The organism is Halomonas sp. AOP12-B1-6 (assembly GCF_052379225.1).
Taxonomy (GTDB): Bacteria; Pseudomonadota; Gammaproteobacteria; order Pseudomonadales; family Halomonadaceae; genus Vreelandella; species Vreelandella casei.
The window spans coordinates 838599-858908 of record NZ_JBQSYK010000001.1; the positions used below are offsets into that span (position 1 = coordinate 838599).

The 20310-nt window shown below is 55.5% G+C and carries 13 protein-coding genes; 5 read left to right on the forward strand and 8 right to left on the reverse strand.

Going from position 1 to position 20310, the window contains the following annotated elements; translation table 11 throughout:
* Position 1: 1 nt before the first annotated feature.
* Positions 2–325 (forward strand): ferredoxin FdxA, encoded by a 324-nt coding sequence (gene fdxA / locus ACT3TR_RS03770; RefSeq protein ID WP_096281989.1) that lies wholly within the window; start codon positions 2–4, stop codon positions 323–325.
* A gap of 512 nt (positions 326–837) precedes the next feature.
* Here the strand turns inward: fdxA and eno are convergent.
* From eno to ACT3TR_RS03785, 3 genes are read right to left on the reverse strand one after another with little or no spacing between them, the layout of a single operon-like run.
* Positions 838–2127 (reverse strand): phosphopyruvate hydratase, encoded by a 1290-nt coding sequence (gene eno / locus ACT3TR_RS03775; protein ID WP_444624480.1) that lies wholly within the window; start codon positions 2125–2127, stop codon positions 838–840.
* 51 nt (positions 2128–2178) lie between these two features.
* Complete coding sequence (gene kdsA / locus ACT3TR_RS03780) at positions 2179–3066, reverse strand: 3-deoxy-8-phosphooctulonate synthase (RefSeq protein ID WP_444624479.1); 888 nt, start codon at positions 3064–3066, stop codon at positions 2179–2181.
* Positions 3067–3078: 12 nt separating this feature from the next.
* The gene (locus ACT3TR_RS03785) at positions 3079–4734 is read right to left on the reverse strand and encodes a CTP synthase (RefSeq protein WP_444624478.1); all 1656 of its coding nucleotides are present in this window, start codon (positions 4732–4734) and stop codon (positions 3079–3081) included.
* A gap of 319 nt (positions 4735–5053) precedes the next feature.
* On the opposite strand from ACT3TR_RS03785, the gene ACT3TR_RS03790 reads away from it, so the two are divergent.
* Genes ACT3TR_RS03790 through ACT3TR_RS03800 form a run of 3 tightly spaced genes read left to right on the forward strand, consistent with a single transcriptional unit; the run spans position 5054 to position 9671 of the window.
* Positions 5054–7078, forward strand: coding sequence for a TonB-dependent receptor (locus tag ACT3TR_RS03790; RefSeq protein ID WP_217883853.1), 2025 nt, complete (start codon positions 5054–5056; stop codon positions 7076–7078).
* A gap of 17 nt (positions 7079–7095) precedes the next feature.
* Positions 7096–8628, forward strand: coding sequence for an MFS transporter (locus ACT3TR_RS03795; RefSeq protein WP_087107930.1), 1533 nt, complete (start codon positions 7096–7098; stop codon positions 8626–8628).
* 5 nt (positions 8629–8633) lie between these two features.
* Positions 8634–9671, forward strand: coding sequence for an HlyD family secretion protein (locus ACT3TR_RS03800; RefSeq protein WP_087107928.1), 1038 nt, complete (start codon positions 8634–8636; stop codon positions 9669–9671).
* A 72-nt stretch (positions 9672–9743) separates the two neighbouring features.
* On the opposite strand, the gene ACT3TR_RS03805 is transcribed toward ACT3TR_RS03800, so the two are convergent.
* The 5 genes from ACT3TR_RS03805 to ACT3TR_RS03825 form a co-directional block, all read right to left on the reverse strand.
* Positions 9744–10985: an MFS transporter gene (locus ACT3TR_RS03805; protein ID WP_087107926.1), complete on the reverse strand. Its 1242-nt coding sequence runs from the start codon at positions 10983–10985 to the stop codon at positions 9744–9746.
* A 68-nt stretch (positions 10986–11053) separates the two neighbouring features.
* Positions 11054–12799 carry an ABC transporter ATP-binding protein gene (locus ACT3TR_RS03810; protein ID WP_087107924.1) on the reverse strand — a complete coding sequence of 582 codons (1746 nt, stop codon included), beginning with the start codon at positions 12797–12799 and terminating at the stop codon, positions 11054–11056.
* Positions 12796–14544, reverse strand: a complete 1749-nt coding sequence (locus tag ACT3TR_RS03815) for an ABC transporter ATP-binding protein (protein WP_087107922.1) — start codon at positions 14542–14544, stop codon at positions 12796–12798. Before ACT3TR_RS03815 ends, ACT3TR_RS03810 begins: the two co-directional genes overlap by 4 nt.
* On the reverse strand, positions 14541–17252 hold the full coding sequence (locus tag ACT3TR_RS03820) for an AMP-binding protein (RefSeq protein ID WP_087107920.1): 2712 nt from the start codon (positions 17250–17252) through the stop codon (positions 14541–14543). The genes ACT3TR_RS03815 and ACT3TR_RS03820 overlap by 4 nt, the downstream gene beginning before the upstream one ends.
* Before the next feature lie 12 nt (positions 17253–17264).
* Positions 17265–19010, reverse strand: a complete 1746-nt coding sequence (locus ACT3TR_RS03825) for a CoA transferase (protein WP_176372193.1) — start codon at positions 19008–19010, stop codon at positions 17265–17267.
* A gap of 343 nt (positions 19011–19353) precedes the next feature.
* Here ACT3TR_RS03825 and ACT3TR_RS03830 point away from each other — a divergent pair, with 343 nt between their 5' ends.
* A complete protein-coding gene (locus ACT3TR_RS03830) occupies positions 19354–20289 on the forward strand; it encodes a helix-turn-helix transcriptional regulator (RefSeq protein ID WP_087107915.1) in 936 nt (311 codons plus the stop codon).
* Positions 20290–20310 lie beyond the last annotated feature (21 nt).

Here is a 20310-nt window from a genome sequence, read left to right on the forward strand (position 1 = left end):
GATGACGTTTGTCGTTACCGAGAACTGCATCCAGTGCAAATACACCGACTGCGTGGAAGTCTGCCCGGTCGACTGCTTCTATGAAGGCCCGAACTTTCTGGTTATTCATCCGGATGAGTGTATTGATTGCGCACTGTGTGAGCCCGAGTGCCCCGCCGAAGCGATATTCTCAGAAGATGAGTTGCCTGAAGGGCAAGAGGCCTTTATTGAGATTAACGCTGAGCTAGCAGATGTATGGCCGAACATAGCCGAAAGAAAAGATGCGCTACCCGATGCTGAAGAATGGGACGGCAAGCCAGGCAAGATGGAAAAACTAGAGCGCTGAGCGCAGCGTTTTTCTTAACCTAGCATTTGTTAAACCAGCGGCTACGCTGGTTTTTTTTATTCTGAGCTGGGGCCCATATAGGCAGTGCAATATAGGCAGGGTCAGGCATAAAAAAAGGCGACCCTTAGGCCGCCCACTCCAAGCACTTCCTCTGACCACTCCCCTCTCGGAAAACATCCTTGCCAGTAATCACTCCACTAATTACCAGGCGCCTCCGATCTTTCATCCTATTGCATCCTGCCTAAAGCATCCCTGCCTCCCCTTGTCCTGATCGCATTGTGGCAGATCTCGGCGGCTTCTCAACATGACCATAACGCAAAAAGGCGAGTCATATCGACTCGCCTTTCAACGATTATAATTTAAAAAACAATAGCTTAAGTTTTAGCTAGCGGCAAATGTCATATTTTCTTACCCTAACCAGAGCGATTTTCGTCGGAATTTGTACGACATCTCTTACAAAATTTTGAGACATCTCTTACAAACACCCTAATATTTCGCTCAATTTCAGCGATTTATTGGCCTTTAATCGCTTTTAGGCCAGGGTAGCTAACCTCGCCAAGCTCAGCCTCGATGACCAGCAAGCGATTATATTTAGCCACCCGGTCAGAACGGCATAGCGAACCCGTTTTAATCTGGCCTGCGCAGGTTCCCACCGCCAAATCAGCAATAGTGGTATCTTCCGTTTCACCTGAACGGTGAGAAATGACCGCAGTGAAACCCGCATCCTGCGCCATTTTAATGGCATCCAATGTCTCGGAAAGCGAGCCAATCTGATTAAACTTGATCAGAATCGAGTTGCCAATCTTTTCATCAATACCGCGTTTGAGAATTTTGGTATTGGTCACAAACAGATCATCGCCCACCAGCTGCACTTTATCGCCCAGCTTATCGGTCAGCGCTTTCCAACCAGCCCAGTCTGATTCATCCATACCGTCTTCAATAGAAACGATCGGATAATCGGCGCACAGGCCGGCCAAATAGTTAGTAAAACCTTCGGCGTCGTAGCTCTTACCTTCCCCAGAAAGGTTGTACTGGCCGTCTTTATAGAACTCAGACGACGCACAGTCCAGCGCCAGCGTAACGTCAGTACCCAAAGAGTAGCCAGCATCCGCCACTGCCTGCTTAATGATAGCCAGCGCATCGGCGTTAGACGCAAGATTAGGCGCAAAGCCGCCCTCGTCACCCACTGAAGTAGAAAGACCTTTTGCCGACAGCACCTTCTTCAGCGCGTGGAAAATCTCCGCCCCCATGCGCAGTCCTTCACGGAAGTTAGCCGCGCCCACCGGCTGCACCATAAACTCTTGGATATCGACGTTGTTATCCGCGTGTTCGCCGCCGTTGATAATGTTCATCATCGGTACCGGCATGCTGTACTGACCCGGCTGGCCGTATAGCTCAGCGATGTGGGCATAAAGCGGCACGCCTTTGGCGTTAGCCGCCGCTTTCGCGGCTGCCAGGGAAACCGCTAGAATCGCGTTAGCGCCCAGATTCGCCTTGTTCTCGGTACCATCCAGCGCCAGCATGGCATCGTCCAAGCCGCGCTGGTCGCGGGCATCCATACCTAACAACGCATCACGAATTTTGCCATTGACCGCATCGACTGCTTTCAGCACACCTTTGCCGAGGTAGCGCGACTTATCGCCGTCACGCAACTCTAGCGCTTCCCGTGAACCGGTTGAGGCTCCGCTGGGGGCACAGGCTTCGCCGACAGCGCCACTGGCAAGGCGTACGTGCGCCTGCACGGTCGGGTTACCGCGTGAATCCAGCACTTCCAACGCACTGATAGCAACAATTTTGGTCATGGCAATATCCTTTCCTATAGGTCAGATAAAATTATTAATATAACGTCCTGCTTAGCGAATCGTTAGCGGCTCAAACCCTTTCACTAGCGCATCCAGCTGCGCAAGCTGAGTTAAGAACGGCTCTAATTGATCCAGCGGCAGCGCACAGGGTCCGTCGCATTTGGCGTTGTCAGGGTCCGGGTGAGCTTCCAAAAATAGCCCAGCAAGCCCTACGGCCACACCTGCCCGGGCTAATTCCGCTACCTGAGCTCGGCGCCCATCGGCGCTGTCTGCTCGCCCACCGGGGCGTTGCAGCGCGTGGGTCACATCGAAAAACACCGGATAGCCGGTTTGCTTCATATCGCCAAAGCCGAGCATATCAACAATCAGGTTGTTGTAACCAAAGCTTGAGCCACGCTCACAAAGCATCAGTTGGTCGTTACCCGCTTCCTGGAACTTGCTGAGGATGTGGCGCATTTCATGAGGCGCCAAAAACTGCGGCTTCTTGATATTGATGACCGCGCCGGTTTTGGCCATGGCGACCACCAAATCGGTTTGGCGGGCCAAAAAGGCGGGCAGTTGAATAATATCGGCGACTTCAGCGGCCGCTTCCGCCTGCCAGGGCTCGTGCACATCGGTGATAATCGGCACGTTATAGCGGGCTTTGATATCGGCCAGAATCTGCAGGCCTTTCTCAATACCGGGGCCGCGGTAAGAGTTGATTGAACTGCGGTTGGCTTTATCGAAACTGGCCTTGAATACGTAAGGCATCCCCAGCTTCTGGGTCACCGTCACATACGCTTGAGCTACCTCATCGGCAAGCTCGGCAGACTCCAGCACATTCATGCCGCCCAGCAGCATTAGCGGCAAGGAATTGCCGGCGGTTAAGCCGGCGACGTTAATATGACGCTCTTGCGATCCAGCTTGAGAGCGTTCTTGAGACCGTTCTTGAGAAGCCATGCTGTTGCCCTCTTATTCCTGAGAATGCGCATGGGCGCGACTGCGCGCTGTTTTATGCTCCAATGCGGCGTTAACAAAGCCCGAGAATAGCGGGTGGCCATCGCGTGGGGTGGAGGTGAACTCTGGGTGGAACTGGCAGGCCACATACCAAGGGTGGTCAGCCAGCTCGATAACTTCCACCAGCGACTGGTCGACGCTCTTGCCCGAGATCACCAACCCTGCTTTCTCAAGCTCATCAATAAACTGATTATTGACCTCAAAGCGGTGGCGATGGCGCTCAACAATCTCATCAGAGCCGTAGGCTTCGCGCGCTTTAGTGCCTGTTTCAAGATGGCATACTTGGCCGCCCAAGCGCATGGTGCCGCCTAAATCAGACGCCGCATCGCGTAGCTCGATTTTGCCTTCTGGGTTCAGCCACTCGGTAATCAACCCCACCACCGGGTGTTGGGTATCGTGGGTAAACTCGGTGGAGTTAGCGTCATTCCAACCCGCCACGTTACGGGCAAACTCAATCACCGCCACTTGCATACCCAAGCAGATGCCTAGATAAGGCACGTTGTTTTCACGCGCGAATTGAGCCGTCAGAATTTTGCCTTCGACGCCGCGTTCGCCAAAGCCGCCGGGCACTAGAATGGCGTCTTTGCCCGCCAGACGCTCGGTGCCATGGCGCTCAATGTCTTCGGAGTCAATATAGTCGACATTGACTTTGATGCGCCCTTGAATGCCTGCATGAATCAAGGCTTCATTAAGCGACTTGTACGCGTCCAGCAGTTCCATGTACTTACCGACCATGGCGATACTTACGGACTTGAGCGGATTAAGCTTGGAGTCCAGCACTTTCACCCACTCGGAAAGATCGGCGGGCTCGGCATCAAGGCGCAGCTTATCGCAGACGATATCGTCCAGGCCGTGTTCATGAAGCATCAGCGGGATACGGTAGATGGTATCTGCGTCCTGAAGCGGTACGACCGCACGCTCTTCAACGTTGGTAAACAACGCGATTTTGCGGCGTTCGCTCTCTTCAAGCTCGACTTCGCTGCGGCAAATCAGAATATCCGGCTGAATACCAATCGAGCGCAGCTCTTTAACGCTGTGCTGGGTAGGCTTGGTTTTCGTCTCGCCCGCCGTCTTGATATACGGCACCAGCGTCAGGTGCATAAACAGCGCGCGATTAGCACCCTGCTCGCTACGAATCTGGCGAATAGACTCCAAAAACGGCAGCGATTCGATATCACCTACCGTGCCACCGATTTCTACCAGCGCCACGTCGAAACCTTCACCGCCGGCATAAACGCGCTGCTTGATTTCATCGGTGATGTGCGGGATGACCTGTACCGTGCCACCCAGGTAATCGCCACGGCGCTCTTTGCGCAGCACGTGCTCGTAAACACGGCCTGTGGTGAAGTTGTTGCGCTGGGTCATCTTGGTACGAATAAAGCGTTCGTAGTGGCCCAGGTCCAGATCGGTCTCGGCGCCATCCTCGGTGACGAACACCTCGCCGTGCTGGAAAGGGCTCATGGTGCCCGGGTCCACGTTGATGTACGGGTCGAGCTTGAGCATGGTGACCTTAAGGCCGCGGGCCTCTAAAATCGCCGCCAGCGAGGCCGACGCGATGCCCTTGCCAAGAGAGGACACAACGCCGCCGGTCACGAAGATATATCGTGTCATGGAAAACCTGTCGAAACGTGATCAAAAGGCGTAACAGAAAGCCACACCAGGATGGGACGACAGAATAGCAGACTACGCCCCAAGGCTCAATTTGAACTGAGCAGTCAAAATCAGCTCGGCCGAACCAGAATGGGCAGCTGCCCCAGCCCTGCGCTTGCATACATTCATAGGTAAACCGCCAACCACCATACTTAATAGCAATGATTACTATTTGCCTTAAGAGTATCCTTGTTCTCAGCGTACTCCCCGTACCGATGAGATTGTAGCGGGGAAATTAGCACGTAATGAAATAACATAAGGGAATAAGGGGAAACGAAAGATGCAGCACAAGCGACGTCGAATTTTCCATTTGGCAGCCATGATGAGTTGCCTGCAAGCCGTCCCCGGGTGGGCGAATACGACAAACTCAGCAATAACGACAGAGGGTGAAGCCCCCGCCACCCTCACACCGATAACGGTGACCGCGGAAAAAACCGAGCAGCCACTGGAAAATGTGGCTGCCAGTGTCGCGGTGATTGATGGTTCTGAAATTGAAGCAGCGGGCCTGACCAGCCTCGAACAGTTAGAGGGACGGGTTCCTGGGTTATCGTTTCAGCCATTCGGACAGGCCGGCATGAATTCTCCCGTAATGAGGGGACTAACGGCTAACTTCAACACCTTTTCCACCTCAACGTTGCTTCTGGTGGATGGTGTACCAACACTGTCTGCTCAGGGATTCGAGAGCAGCCTACTTAACGTCGACCGAATCGAGATACTACGCGGCCCTCAGTCCACACTCTATGGCAGTAATGCCGAAGCTGGCGTCATTGCTATCCACACCCAGCCGATGGACAACCAACCTCGCGCCACTGTTAGCGGTGAAGCCGGCAACCATGGCCATCGAGCCGTTCGCTTCGCCGTCAGTCACCCCATCGTTCAGGACAATCTCTATGCCAGTATTGCGGTTAGCACGTCGAGTGAGGATGGTTTTATCGACAACATCCACACCGGCAGTAATGAAGATGACCGCAATCGGCACGATCTCAACCTAGGGCTGCGCTGGACGCCTGGTGATGCGACTGATTTGGCACTGCGCTATACGCGCCAAGAGTATGATGATGGTGCATCCCGCTGGGGGGCACCTAGCGCGCATCGTGCCACTGTTGCCTCAGGCACCCCAAGTTGGAACCGATCCTGGGGGCAAACCCTAGCACTAACCGCGGAACATGAATTCGCCTCGGACTTGAGTCTCCATTCCGTCACTGCCTGGAATGATTTCCGGGATCATATACAGCAGGATACCGATTTCAGGGCCGAGGATATCTTGCACGTAGGTCGTGACAACCGGCTACGCACGCTATCCCAGGAGCTTCGCTTAGAGGGTGCTCTTGGCGAGACAGAGTGGTTGCTCGGCGTCTACGGCGATAGCAGTGATAACCGGCTGCATAGTATCAGCAAAAATATGATGGGCTCTGTGGATCTTCATGCCAATCAGGAAAGCCAAACGACAGCCCTGTTTACCCATTGGAACCTACCCTTGGCACAACACTGGCGCCTTTCTACCGGTGGGCGCATTGAGCACAATCAGGTGGAACTACACCCACGTGGTGCGGCAAGCCGGTCGGAATCATGGTCGCACTTTTCGCCCAAGATCGCGTTGCAATATGAAATCAGCCCACGCAATCAGTGGTACGCCAGTATCTCGCGAGGCGTGCGTAGCGGTGGGTTCAATATATTATCCCCCGCAACGAACTATCAGTCCTTCGGTCCAGAGAAAACTTGGTCCTACGAGACCGGCGCTAAGGGTTGGCTAGCCGAAGGGCGCCTGCGTTACTCTCTCGCCGCCTATCTGATGGACATCGACAACATGCAAGTCATGCAAATGCCCACCGCCGGCATGATGTACATCACCAATGCTGCCACAGCCACCTCTAAAGGGGTAGAACTCGACCTTGACTATCTGCTTGGCGATGGGTGGCAAATTAAAGGGGGGTTAGCCTGGAACCATACCCGATTTGATCAATTCCAAGATGGCTCAGCCGACTACGCTGGTAATCACAATCCTTTCGCTCCCGATTTTACCGGTTATTTGAGCCTACGCTACGACGATCCAGAAGGCTGGTACACCCAGGGCAGCCTGGTCGGTAGCAGCAAAGTCTACCTAGACGCCGCCAACCAATACGAGCGTAACGACTATGCACTGCTCAACTTGGTCGCTGGCTATCAGTTAGGTGATTGGGAGCTCGCCGCCTACGCCGACAACATCGGCGATAAGCGCTATGACGCCGTGGGCTACCAGAACGGCTTCGTCACCATCTACAGCCCGCCCCGGGAGGTAGGAATGCGCTTCACTTGGCGATTGTGATCGCCGGAGCGCTCTCCATGCCTAATACCCGCACCGCCACCCCAGCCCAGCCTGTTTTTGGCCCTCGGCTTATCGCCGGGCTGACCGGCGTATTCATCGCAGCCATCATGGCAGGATTTAACAACCGGGTTCCTGCCTTATCATTGCCAGATATTCGCGGCGCCCATGGTTTGGGTGCCGACGCTGCCTCCTGGCTGGATACCGTCTATCTCGTTGGCGAAATCACGGTACAACCGTTTGCCGCCTGGTTCGCCATCACCCTATCACTGCGCCGTTATCAACTGGTGTTAATCTCCGCTGCCACGCTGCTCGGATTACTACTGCCCTTTGCCCAGTCGCTACCGTCCATGCTCCTACTGCGCGGTCTGCAAGGTGCCGTCGCTGGCGGTCTGATCCCGACACTGATGATGGCAGCGCTGCGTTTTCTGCCGTTTCATATTCGCCTGCACGGTTTGGCGCTATTCGCCATGACTGCCACCCTAGCACCCAATCTGGCGGTGTGGCTGGCTGGCGTGTGGACAGATCAGTTGTTCGACTGGCGGTGGGTCTACTGGCAAATCGTTCCGCTGGGTATGTTCAGCTTAGCGCTATGTGCATGGGGCCTCCCTCAGGATCCACCACGCCATGAGCGCTTCGGTCAGGGCAACTGGATCGGCCATATTTGTCTGGTTACCGGATTAGCGCTGCTTGCGATAGTTCTCAGTCAGGGTGTACGTCTTGGCTGGTTTCATTCAACACTGATCTGCAGTGCACTTGCTGGCGGCCTAATCGCCACCTTCGCCGGTCTGCTCAGCGAGTGGCATCATCCCAGCCCTTTTATCCGCCTTCAACTGCTTTCCCGGCGCAACCTTGGGCTGGGCTTCACCCTGTTTGTTGGGCTGTTGGTTGTGCTGATGTCCGGCGCTCTACTGCCGCTTAATTTTCTCGCCCAAGTGCAAGGTTATAGACCACTGCAATCCAGTGCCGTTGGGCTCACCATCGGGCTACCACAGTTGGTGCTCGGCTCCCTGGTGGCTCTGCTTCTATACCAGCCTTGGATGGATGCACGCAAGGTATTTGCCACTGGCCTGCTGATTGTGGCGATAGCCTGCTGGCTAGGCGCCCAAATCACCAGTGAATGGATGTGGCACCAGTTCGTCGCTGTACAAGCACTGCAAGCGATCGGCCAGCCAATGGCGGTGGTCTCACTGCTATTTCTGGCTACCAGTGTGGTACAGCCAATGGAAGGCCCCTTCGTATCCGGGCTGGTGAATATGCTGCGCGCCTTCGGCACCGCCCTGGGCAGCGCGCTGGTCACTCAGTTGATACTGATTCAAAGCCATTTTCACAGCGACATGTTGCTGGACAGCATGGCTCGAGCTGGCGCCGCCCTAGGAATGCATGAAGACCAACTGATGACGTTGTCCGACGCCGTCACTACCCAAGCCGTCACGCTGGCCACCGCCGACGCTTACCGGGCACTTAGCGTGCTTGCCCTGATGCTGATTCCGCTGACGCTCTGTCTCACGCCCGTAACGCCACCGTCACCTCCCTCTCGTTCACCGGAATAATAGCCATGACCTCATTACGTCGCTTGCGAACTCCTTTCATTCTGATACTCCTGGCCCTGGCAATTACGGGTGTCTATGCGCTGAACCGCCCGGAAAGCGCCGCCAGATATCAATCCACCAACGATGCTTATATACAGGCAGATCTAACACGGGTGGCGTCGCAGGTTGCCGGTCGTGTACAGCGGGTACTGGTGGAAGAAAACCAGACGGTGAGCGTCGGCGACCTGCTAGTAGAGATCGATGACAGCGATACACGAGCTAAGGTGGAAGAAGCAAGTGCTGGACTGGCCCAGGCAGCTGCGGAAATCGTCAGTCTACAAGCGCAAATCGTGCGTCAGGAAAGTCGCATTCATCAAGCACAGGCAAAACTTGACGTCGATCAGGCCGCAGTGACACTGGCTCGACAGGAGCGAGAACGCTACCTCAACCTGCGCGCCCGCGGTGCCGGTACCGTTCAGTCGCTGCAAAGGGCAGAGGCAGAGTTAGCTGCATCAAGGGCCACCCTGATCGGCGACCAGGCCGCCTATACCGCTACCCAACAGGCGTTGGAAGTGTTGCAGGCCGACCTAGAGAAAGCCCAAGCGGCGCAAAACATCGCTCAGGCCAAACTGGACGCAGCGGAATTGGCATTATCCTACACCCACATTACAGCACCGGTGAAAGGTATCGTCGCTCAGAAAGTGGTGCGCCTCGGCGGCTATATGAAAATCGGTGAAACGCTGCTGACCTTAGTTCCTCTGGACAATCTCTATATCACCGCCAATTTCCGTGAAACACAAATCGCCCGTATGCGGCCCAGCCAACCGGTAAGTTTCACCATCGATGCTCTCCCCAACATCACCCTAACCGGCAGAGTGGATAGCCTAGGCCCAGCCAGCTCGGTGAGCTTTTCAGCCATTCAACCCCACAACGCCACAGGTAATTTCACCAAGATCGTCCAACGTCTACCGGTGCGCATCGCCATCGATCCAGGTCAACCTCAAGCCCAACAGTTAAAAGTCGGCATGTCAGTGGTGCCGGAAGTCGACACCGGACACGGCTAACATCACGATGTTCTCAGCACAACCGACCTAGCTCCGCAGTACCCCACTATAGTGACCACAACGGTTCGGGAATCAGGCGACACGCCCCATCTTTGGTGGCATCTCGCCCATGCCCCGCACAAATCGCAGGCTCCAGTAACCTATTCCCAGCATGCCAGCCATCAGAGCGCTTAACATGCCCAGATACCCGAAATGGTCAAGCAGCAGCCCTGCGAGCATGGGCACAACCGTACGCGTGAGCACGAATAGACTCGATTGCAGACCATAGTCCACAGCCGTCAAACCTTCACGGGTGTAGTACATCATCATGCCAAACACTAATCCAGCCGAGGCGCCCATGGCCAGCGCCAGAAGCACGGTGCAGGCAGTTAGCAACGGCAAGCTCGCATGGCTGGCCAACGCCGCCGATAATGCAGCCAAGGCAACGAGGGCGAGCATTGCAAAGCCAGGCAGGGCATAGTGCAAACCACGACGGTAAGTGACATAACCGCCTAGCAGACTGCCCAAAGCACCGACCACGCCACCCAGCAAACCAGCTACCACGGCCACCTGACCGGACGGCAGTCCTTGATCGAGCAGTAACGGTTTAAGGTATACCCAGGCAGTGCCAATAAAGGGGAAATAGAGCATCAACACGACCACCCAACGGCGACGCTGAGCAGAAGCGAAATAGCCAACCCATTGGCGCACCCCCACCTCTGAGCGTTTGGGTGTCGCTATCGTATCAAGATGCACTGGGCGTATGAGATAAAGTCCGACAAGGGCCAACAACAGTCCAACCCCCAGCACAAAGAACGGCCAAGACCAGCCAACACGATCATGCAAAATGAGCATCGCACCACCCCCGAACACTGCCCCCAATGAACTGGCGGCTGAACGGATAGTGCCTGCGCGCATACGTTCAGTCTCGGGTAAACAGCGAATAGCCAAGGCATTGACCGGCGCGTCGGCCCAAGTGCCGAATAAGCTAGCCAGCATCGCCAGGGCGAATAACGTCGTGAAGCCCGTTTTTCCTATGTCGAGCCCCGCCAGCGCTACAAGGCTTGCGGCATAACCGACCAACAGTACTAAGCTCCAGCGCCGATAACCGGCGGTATCTCGCGCCCAGCGATCTACCGGAGCAGCCAATACGAACTTGAGCACGGCCGGCAACCCTGCCAATTGGAAGAGGCCGATGGCGGTGCCGGACCACCCCTGCTGGCGCATCACCAGCGGTAACCCTAGGTAGAGATAGATCATTGGTGCGGTCATAGCGAAGTTGATCCAGCCGAGCAGCAACTGCAACGACCAGTACGAAATGGCGGGGGCTTTCATGTCGGTATTCCCAGGTTTTAAGTTTCTGGAGCTAAACGCTTAAGGTACTCGTTGCTAAGCATGTGTTTTTAAGCGCTGGCTGGCTGCGCGAGCAACTGGACATATTGCTCGCAACGGTGCAGCAACTGCTCATGAGAGCCCTGATCGAGAATGCAGCCATCCTGCAGGAGTACGACCCTGTCAGCCTGAGCAATGGTGCTTGGACGATGTGCTACCACCAGTAGCGTGTACTGCCCACGAAGCGCCAACAAGGCCTGCTGCAGGGCATGTTCACTGTCAGCATCGAGGCTGGATGAAGCTTCATCCATTACCAGCACGGGCGCTTGAGACAGCAGTGCCCGGGCGATGGCGATACGCTGACGCTGACCACCTGAAAGCCGCGCACCATTCGCGCCGCAACGCGTTTGGTAGCCCTCAGGTAGGGCCTGAATGAAATCGTGGGCCTGGGCCTGATGCGCAGCGATTTCGATTTCCTGCTGCGTCGCCTCTGGTTTGCCCAAGCGCAAGTTGCCCTCGATACTGTCGTCAAACAAGTAGGCCTCCTGACCAACCCAGGCGATCCAGTGGCGCAGCTCGGATAGGGGAATATCACGCAGATCTTCGCTGCCCAGCTTCACTGTGCCGCTCTGCACCTCATAGAAGCGCATTAGTAAGTTGGCGCAGGTGGTCTTGCCAGATCCTGAGGGGCCAACCAGTGCGACCATCTCACCCGTTTCTACCCGGAAGTTGACACCCTGCAGCACAGGGCGCTCGGAATGGGCGAACACCACTTGGTTGAATTCGATGCTGGCATCCTTAGGCAATCGCTGGCCATTGTCCTGAATCGGCGAACGCTGATGCAGCAACGCCAACACCCGTGCCGCACTGGCGCGCACTGCACCCAGTTGGCTGGCACTGCGCGCTACCTCTGCCAAAGGTAGCAGTGCCGCGCCTACCAGCACGACCGATAGCGGAACTTGAGCCAACGCTAGGGCTTGATATTCAAGCAACACTGCGCTGGCCACCAGCGCGGTGATCAATGCTAAGGACTGGATCAGCTCTATACCGCCTTGCTCCGCGCCTGTTCGCAAGGCGTAACGACGCTGCTCGCTCTTCAGCCGCGCCAGATACTGCCCCAGCCGAGCGCGCCAAGCCGCCTCCTGATTGAACAAGAGGATCTCTCGACGCGCCTCAATGCCCTCAATCACTTCAGCGTTTAGTCCCGCTAGCGCGGCATTCATCTCGCGCCCCTGGCGAAAAGCACGCTCCCCCAGCCAGAATGGCACGCTGGTCAGAGTCGGCAGAAATGGCAGTAACACTAAAGTAAGCCAAGGCTGTATCCAGGCCAGCGCCAGCAGTGCCAACAGCGGTACCACAACTGCAGCGATGGTATCGGCCAGGGTGTGGGCAAAAAAGTGTTCCAGCGCCTGAGCATCGTTCAGCGCCACGTTGGCCTGCTCGCCGCTGCGGGTGTCGGACAAACCACCTGGGGCGGCACGCTCTAGACCGTCGTAAATGCCCACCTGCAGCGTTTCGATCAGAGCAAAAGCAAAGGCATGGGAGATATGTGCCTGCCACCAGCGACCACCGGCCCCAGCAACGGCGCTGACAAGCATGCCCCAAAGCACGGGTTGCCAGAGGCTCTCCGGTGCACCCGTCAGCGCCAAACCTGCTAGCCAGGCACCCAACGCAAGGCTTGTCACCATGCCAGCCTGGGCAATGAGCGTAGCAGCGATAGTGAGTGCTAGCAGGCGCGGCTGGCCAGCGGAAAGGCGTAACAGGTCACCCCATGTGCTACGCGGCCCCTGGGGAATTTCGTGGACATTGACTTTCATATTAGTTCTTCCTCGGTTTGGGGCGACGCTTCGTGGGCGTGCTGCCGGTTCCAGAGGCGCGCATAGAGGCCATTTCGGGTCAGTAGGTTGTGGTGATCACCGATCTCAACTAAACGACCACGATCAAGCACCAGAATGCGGTCGGCATTCCGAACGTTGGCTAGACGATGTGCAATCACCAGTAGCGAACGCTGACCGCGAAGCCGCTCGATGGCCTCTCCAATGTGGGTTTCGCTGGCAACGTCCACGTTCGCGGTCGCCTCGTCCAACACCATGACCGGTGTATTTTTTAGCCAAGCACGTGCGATAGCTATGCGCTGTCGCTGACCGCCAGAAAGTCGCGCGCCGCCTTCTCCCACGGCAGTGGCAACGCCTTTTTCAAGACTTGAAATCCACGATTCCAGTGACGCTACCCGGCATGCCTCAGCCAGATCCTCATCACTGGCTTGAGGAGCCCCCATCCTCAAGTTCTCTTCGATGCTGCCATGCAGCAGCACACTATGTTGGAACACGCCACTGACGTTTTCGTATACGTCATTGACGCGCAAATCGCGAAGATCAACGCCGCCCAGGCTGACGCGGCCGCAGTCAGGTGCAACAAAGCGCATCAATAGAGCTGCCAGGGTCGATTTTCCTGCGCCAGAGGGCCCTACCACAGCCACGAACTCACCAGGCTCAAGCGTAAAATTCACATTGTGCAACGCAGGTTCGCAGCCACCCGGCCAGGTATAACTAACGCTATCAAAGGCCACTCCATGATGGGTCGGTAAAGCCCGGGCCTCAATCGGCTCTGGCACCCCAGGTATAGCGTCAAGTAAACGAATGACGGGGGCCGCCGCCGCATTACCCGACCATGCAATGTGGAAGGTCTTATCAAGCTTTTCCAGCGTACCGAAGGCCTCGCGGGCCAGCAGCACAACGGCCAACAACGCAAACGGCGATAGCTCACCGGCAACGGCGCGCTGAGCGCTAAGCGCAGTCACCAACGCTAAACCACCCAAGCTAAGCAGCCCTGTTGCGCCGTTACGCATGAGAATGGCGTAAAGCACACCCATGGCCTGCTCACGCAGATCCCGTGCCTGTTGACTGAGTACCTGACGGCGCCGGGTCTGAGCATTGAAGGCCTTGAGCGTGGTGACGCCGCGCAAGCTGTCGAGCAAATACGCGGAAAAACGCCCCATACTCGCGAACAACCCACCTGCAGAAGCGCGCCGCCAACGCAACCAGAGGCGATCAGTAAAGGGTAGCGCCAGCGCAGCAAGAGCAGCCACAAGGGCAGAACGGCTATCGAAATACGCCATTAGCAGTAGCACACCCCCGCCACCAAACACCGCACCCAGCACTGCAGGCACATAACGGCTGTAATAGGCTTGCAAGGCTTCCACCGACTGCACCAAGGTGGTACTCAGTTCCCCGCTATCTCGGTCGCTGGCCGGATCAGCCGCCACACGTAATACCTGACCAATCAGGCGCTGACGCAAGTAGTGCCGGGCAAGCCCTGCCACACGCATAGCGAGTGCTTCAGACAACCCCATCAGCACGATGCGTAGCCAAGTAAAAACAAAAAAAACCGACAGCGGCCACCATAGTTCGGACAATGGCTGGTCAGCGAATAGCCCGGCCAAAGCACTGGCTAAGCATAGCGCCTGACCAACATGACAGGCGGTGACAACCACTTGGCCGAACGCAGCCAGTAAAATCGAAGGACGCAAAGGCCGCGACAAGCGCCAGAGAACCGGGGTCATGCCTCTACCCCCGAGTCACCTCTAGTTGCCAGCACGCACTGAATAGGCAGTCCTCTCAGACGGTTGGTTTTAATATCCTGCCAACCTTGTTCGGCTAGTAATTGCTGCACCAACTCTATCGAATGACAGTCACCAGCCTCAGTGAGGCTGAGCATCTGTGCTGCAAACAGCCGTTGAATCGGTTCCTGTTCGGGTGGTGCATTGGAGCGCATGAAGCCAGCAATTAGAACCCGCCCTCCGGGTTTCAGCCAAGATTGCAAACGCGCCAACAGGTGCCAACACTGAGATTCATCGAAGTGGTGTAACACTTGACTAAGAATGATCAAGTCAAAGCGCTGCTCAAACCTTACTTCAAAGAGGTCACCAGGAATGAAACGTACCTGCTCACAAACACCAAAACACTCAGCGGTTTTCTCAAATAACTCTTCGCTGTCTGGCCAGTCAACTCCCCACACTCTCATCGAAGGTTGTTTGGCAGCCAGTGTGAAGCCGTAGGTACCGTTTCCGCAGGCCAAGTCCAGAACCTCAGGCTGCGAACGCTCGCCCAGCCATGGCAGTATTTGGTCAGCTAAACGTCGAGCAGTAACTCGCGCAGTGTTAGTGATGCCCTGAGAGAATTCTTTCCAATATGGGTGATTAGCCGCTTCCAGGCTTTGCGAAAGAACGCTACCACCAGCTACTACCGCGCCCTTAAAATCGCGGAAGGCGTCCCACATCAGGTCAGCGGTGTAAACTTGTGTCAAGCCACCGACATAATGGGGTGAAGTACGACACAAGAATTTCTCTCCCAAAGAACTAGCACGATAGTAGGAGTGGCCGGGTTCGTTTGACACTAGCCCCAGCCCAGCGAGAGCATCGAGCAGGATGCGAGTACCACGGGGGCTGGCCTGAATACGCTCAGCCAGTACCTCAGCGGTGACGCCTTCGCCCATTTGATCAAACAATTGGAGCTCGATAGCCGCACGTAACACGCCTGCGCGCTCCACCCCCATCAATAAGTCAATTACCGGCTGTGCTGAAACACCGTTCCAGACCGCCTTACAGCGTTGTAGTAACGCCTTCTGGTCAACCTTACCAGATGGCGCCAATGGCAACTCAGGCACACACGTCAGCGTATCAGGCAGTTGACTCGGCTGAGCACCCACTTCCTTTACGAGATACGCCAGCATTTTCTCCAACGTCAGCGCGTGACGGCCAGGCTGCATGACTACAAAAGCATCCAGGCTCGGCTTGCCATCTTCAGTAGGGTTGTTGAGCACCACACTCTGGTCAACCGCAGGATGACCGCGCAATATATGGGCCACTTCAACAAGATTAATTTTATAACCGCCGCGTAGCACAGTGTCAGCACGTCGACCAACAATGCGCAGACGCCCTTCAGCATCAAGTAATCCATGATCACCTATACGCACCCAACCTTCGGTGTTGCGGTAGCGCTGATCCAGTTCCGGTGCACCGTAGTAGCACATCGGCGTCATAGGTCCGCGCGCCCATATTTCTCCCTCTTCACCACAGCCGAGCTGCTGGCCCAAATCATTGCGAATGCTCACGCTAATCACTGTCGGATCGGGGCAACCGACAGTCCGCACAGTCGTTTCAGGCCGGTCATCAAGCTCAGTATGGCAGGCAATACCGTCAGCAGAACCGTAGGACTGGATCAGCGTGCACCCTAGTTTGTTACGTACCCCTTCATAAGTCTGCTCACTCAGTGCTGAGCCTCCGCTGACGATCGTCGTGAGAGAGGAGAAATCAAGCGATTCAGACCCACATGGCTGGAGCAAAGGACTAGCCAACAGCATGTCAACCATATTAGGGCCAGCAAAAAGGTGTGTGGCTCGTTGTTGGGAGAGCAGACGTAGCACTTCGTCCGGCTCGAAGCGATCCAAGCAAATGAGAACTCCCCCAAGGGAAGCCAAAGTGCAGGGAGTGCCAAGCGAGCCAAAGGGCGAAGCTAGCGGCACCGCAAAAAGTGCACGTATTTTCGATGAATCCTGAACCAAGCTGTGTAGATAAGCTGTCTGACCACCCACCAACGCATTGTGCGAGTAAAGCACCAATTTAGGCTCAGACTCCGAGCCTGAAGAAGCTATCAGGCGGGCTCCAGCATTAGGATCGACGCGCACGCTGAGGGCATTGAATTCTGACCTTTCCCAACACTCAGCCAAACTCGGCCAATTTTGGTAACGTTGTCCGCATACCAGCACCTGCTCTAGTGCCGGTAATTCATGCTTCAAACTATCGACCAACTCAGCGTAATCGGTGTCGCCTACCTTTCGTTTACATACCAGAACGCGTGCGGCGGATTTGGTGAGCATAGCGCGGGTATCGCGTTTGCGTCGCCCCATTGGATATGGCAGCACAATCGCCCCCAATGCGGCTACAGCCAAGTCTACAGCACAGGCACGCCACCCATTTGGTAAGTTCACTGCCACCACATCTCCCGCACCAACTCCCATATCATGCAGCACTTGGGCTAGGCTGAGACTTCGCGCTCGCAATTGAGCATAGCTGAGGCTGTCGGCACCCTCGATAACGGCTGCATCCATCGGACGCACTTGAGCAATATCCAGAAAGGCCTCAAACAAGCCTTTATTCGGGTAGATACCTTCCGAGGCCCAACGCTCGCGTAGGCTGGTAGGAACCCAATCCAACACCTGTGTTTTTTTGAGTTGACTTTGATTCTGCCGCATGGCTAGTTCATTAGGCATGTTACATTGTCCTTAAGCATTAATGATCCAAGGGGTGGCAACATTCAGACCATGTTCGTCACGGCTCAGCGTGCCTGACAAGTTGGGGTGGGCTCCGACATCAGCAGCACAAAAAGAAACGGGGGTAGCGATAACCCCTTGCTTTGCCAGCAAAGTCAGCGCCTTGGTAGTCGCTAGCGAGCGCAGGTCTAACTCTGACAACATGTGCCTGGAGCACGACTCAACCATCACGTAACCATCGGCAGTGGCGAAACTCCGTGCCGGGGGTGAGCCAGGGCTAGACGCCATAAGCAGCGCAGCAGCTCCGGCCATGGCTGAATCTAGCTCCAGAACCTGCTGATGTGCATAGCGAGCGTAAAGTGCAGCAACAACACCTTCGGCTAGGGCCACTCCACCAAGCACGTCCACCAACGTCAGTAACGCTCCAGCGGGACTTTCTGCTTGGTTGATCCGGCATGCTAAACCGCTATACGCCTGGATCATGAAATCGGTGGCAAGTGGATCATTCATTTTTGGTACTCGACCAGTACCAGACGCCGAAGCATAGATGAGTGAGGATGACTGGCGACGCAGTATGTCAGGCGTCAACCCTAAACGCTCGGCTCGGCCAGGCGCCCAGTTATGCAGGAAGACATCTGCGCCGCCAGCCATCTGTAGCAAGCGTTCCCGGTCCCCCCCGCTGCGCAGATTAAGCTCGACACACGACTTATCCCGATTGATGGCATGAAAATGTACCGACAACTCGTTCACCAATGGCGCCATACCTCGCATCGGGTCGCTGCCAGGTGGTTCTACCTTTACCAGTTCCATGCCAAGTTCGCGCAACAGGTGTCCCGCCAGCGGCCCCTGAATCAATCGACAAGCTTCAATCCCCCGCAACCCTGTCAATGGCCGCTCCGGTGCAGTGTTTAACGTGGAGCTACACGCGGCCACTCGTGGCTCTCCGAAAGACCAAGGGCCATGTGTCTGCCAAGACACCACAGTTCCCGAACGCAGTGGGCATATATCCACACCACTGTTTCTAGCCATGCGCTGCAGATCCACCAATCGTCGGCTGGAACAGGCATCAAATAGGCTGGACGGCAGCAGCGCTTGGGCGGTGGTATAGCGCTGTAGGAAGGGCGACCAAGCTGCTGCGATGTCAACTGCCGAAACCTGTAACCTACTCCAAAAGCTTAGCCAAGCCTCAGGGCTCAGTGCTTCAAGCTCAAAGAGGTGCCCTTCGACACTGATAAAGGGAGGTGAAGACCAATCTATGCCTGCTTTGGATGGAGAGGCTTGGCCAGCGTCATCCATAGCCAAATACTGAGCCATAGATAACAACCCGACTCCGCCCAGGCTCAGGTTTACTTCACGGCTACCACTACCACGGTACTGGCCAATCAGAGCGGCTACGCCAGTAGTGCACATAAGTGATGCGGATAGCACCGATAGATAGTCCGGCCCCAGAGCAAATACACCACCTGCATTGCGAGCATGCCAACCACTCAGCCCACAAGCTGCCTGCGCCAGCGCCTCGCTTATTGGCTGATTACCACAAGGCCAGCCACGTAAGTACACAACCACTCGTGCACCCCCACCATCTTCGAACTGTGCTACCAGCTTGTTAGCGGTGGACTGCAGATTCCTCTCTACTCGTGCACCAAGCAGCTCTGCTCGGTGGATAAAAGCCTCTGCAACCGCTTCCAACCCTATTGGCGCAGGAGTCAAGGATATCGTAATCCCCGTCAGTGGCGGTTTCACAACAATCGGGATCATCCCCCTCCTCCTTACTCTGCCAAATTTAACCAGAATCAATGCGCGCCCCCGTATATGCCCTACCTCGGATCGGATATTGAGCAACGAGTAATCAGCCTGCTGGCAATTGTCGAGATGACATGAGGGATGATACTTTATTGAGGTAATGCTAATCATTCGCATTACATATGAAAATCGAAGGTTTCCGTATGCTATTCATGCGAAGCCATTTTTTGCCTGTACCGCCTGTGCTCTGATTACCCCAGCCACAGATTGCAGACACTGCGCCTAGGGGCTTATTGGCGTTTCATTGCTGCCCACGCCGAAACGCCTGCTGATTAAGATGGATAAGGAGTGATGTGTTGTGAACTGCTTGTCAAAACCGAAATTGGCCACTGATCAAGAACTGCAGAAATGGACATGCCGTCAAAGCGATTCTTCTCGAAGCCATACATTAATTGAGCGACTGGATTGCGAGGCAGGTTTCTCAGTTGTCCGCTCTCGAATCTCTTCGGGACGCGAGTTACGCGAAGCTTGTCAGCACGAAGGCAATGAACGAACCCTGGTGATCACATTCGGTCTTTCAGGACAATCCGAGTTCTTAGACCGAGTAGGTAACAGCTTACCCTTCTCAGCCAACCGAACTACGGTTTCAGTATTTCAGGAAGGCATTGGTGAAAGGCGCTACGCCGCCGACGAACCCATCCAGCAGTTGCGCCTAGTGGTTTCTGAGTCAGCACTTACGCGTTATATCGGGCCAGAGCGCTGTGATCGATTACTTGGCAAAGCTCTGCGCCATAACGAAAGCTTTCGCAAAATCTCTCACGTCAACAGCCGAGCCAGTGAACATCTCAGATTTTTCAAGAACCCGAGGGTAGGAGAGCAAGACGGGCTGCGCCAGCGTATCCATGCTCTAAGCCTGCTCGGTGAACAGCTCAACCTGCTGGCCCCCGGTGAGGTACAGAGAGGAGGAATTACAGGCCGTGATGTGGACTTGCTTGAAAGAGTTGAAACCTTCATGCGCACCCACTTGAGCCAGCCTATAAACAATGCTTGCTTGTGCGCGGAGCTGGGCATCAGTGAGTACAAACTCAAGGAATGTTTCCGTCAGGCCTACAGCAACAGTCCCGCCCAACACTTGTTGGAGATGCGCATGCAGCGCGCACAAGAACTATTAGCGGCTGGATACCGAGTATCGGAATCGGCCTACCAAGTAGGCTACCAGCACCCAAACAATTTTAGTGCCGCCTTCACAAAGTTTTTCGGCTACACGCCAAAATCGGTGCGCGACTCACTTTAACCAATTGATTTAAAACTAAAC

Coding starts and splice junctions, on each gene's coding strand:
- fdxA (WP_096281989.1), top strand. CDS start 2: ATGACGTTTGTCGTTACCGAGAACTGCATCCAGTGCAAATACACCGAC.
- eno (WP_444624480.1), bottom strand. CDS start 2,127: ATGACCAAAATTGTTGCTATCAGTGCGTTGGAAGTGCTGGATTCACGC.
- kdsA (WP_444624479.1), bottom strand. CDS start 3,066: ATGGCTTCTCAAGAACGGTCTCAAGAACGCTCTCAAGCTGGATCGCAA.
- ACT3TR_RS03785 (WP_444624478.1), bottom strand. CDS start 4,734: ATGACACGATATATCTTCGTGACCGGCGGCGTTGTGTCCTCTCTTGGC.
- ACT3TR_RS03790 (WP_217883853.1), top strand. CDS start 5,054: ATGCAGCACAAGCGACGTCGAATTTTCCATTTGGCAGCCATGATGAGT.
- ACT3TR_RS03795 (WP_087107930.1), top strand. CDS start 7,096: ATGCCTAATACCCGCACCGCCACCCCAGCCCAGCCTGTTTTTGGCCCT.
- ACT3TR_RS03800 (WP_087107928.1), top strand. CDS start 8,634: ATGACCTCATTACGTCGCTTGCGAACTCCTTTCATTCTGATACTCCTG.
- ACT3TR_RS03805 (WP_087107926.1), bottom strand. CDS start 10,985: ATGAAAGCCCCCGCCATTTCGTACTGGTCGTTGCAGTTGCTGCTCGGC.
- ACT3TR_RS03810 (WP_087107924.1), bottom strand. CDS start 12,799: ATGAAAGTCAATGTCCACGAAATTCCCCAGGGGCCGCGTAGCACATGG.
- ACT3TR_RS03815 (WP_087107922.1), bottom strand. CDS start 14,544: ATGACCCCGGTTCTCTGGCGCTTGTCGCGGCCTTTGCGTCCTTCGATT.
- ACT3TR_RS03820 (WP_087107920.1), bottom strand. CDS start 17,252: ATGCCTAATGAACTAGCCATGCGGCAGAATCAAAGTCAACTCAAAAAA.
- ACT3TR_RS03825 (WP_176372193.1), bottom strand. CDS start 19,010: ATGATCCCGATTGTTGTGAAACCGCCACTGACGGGGATTACGATATCC.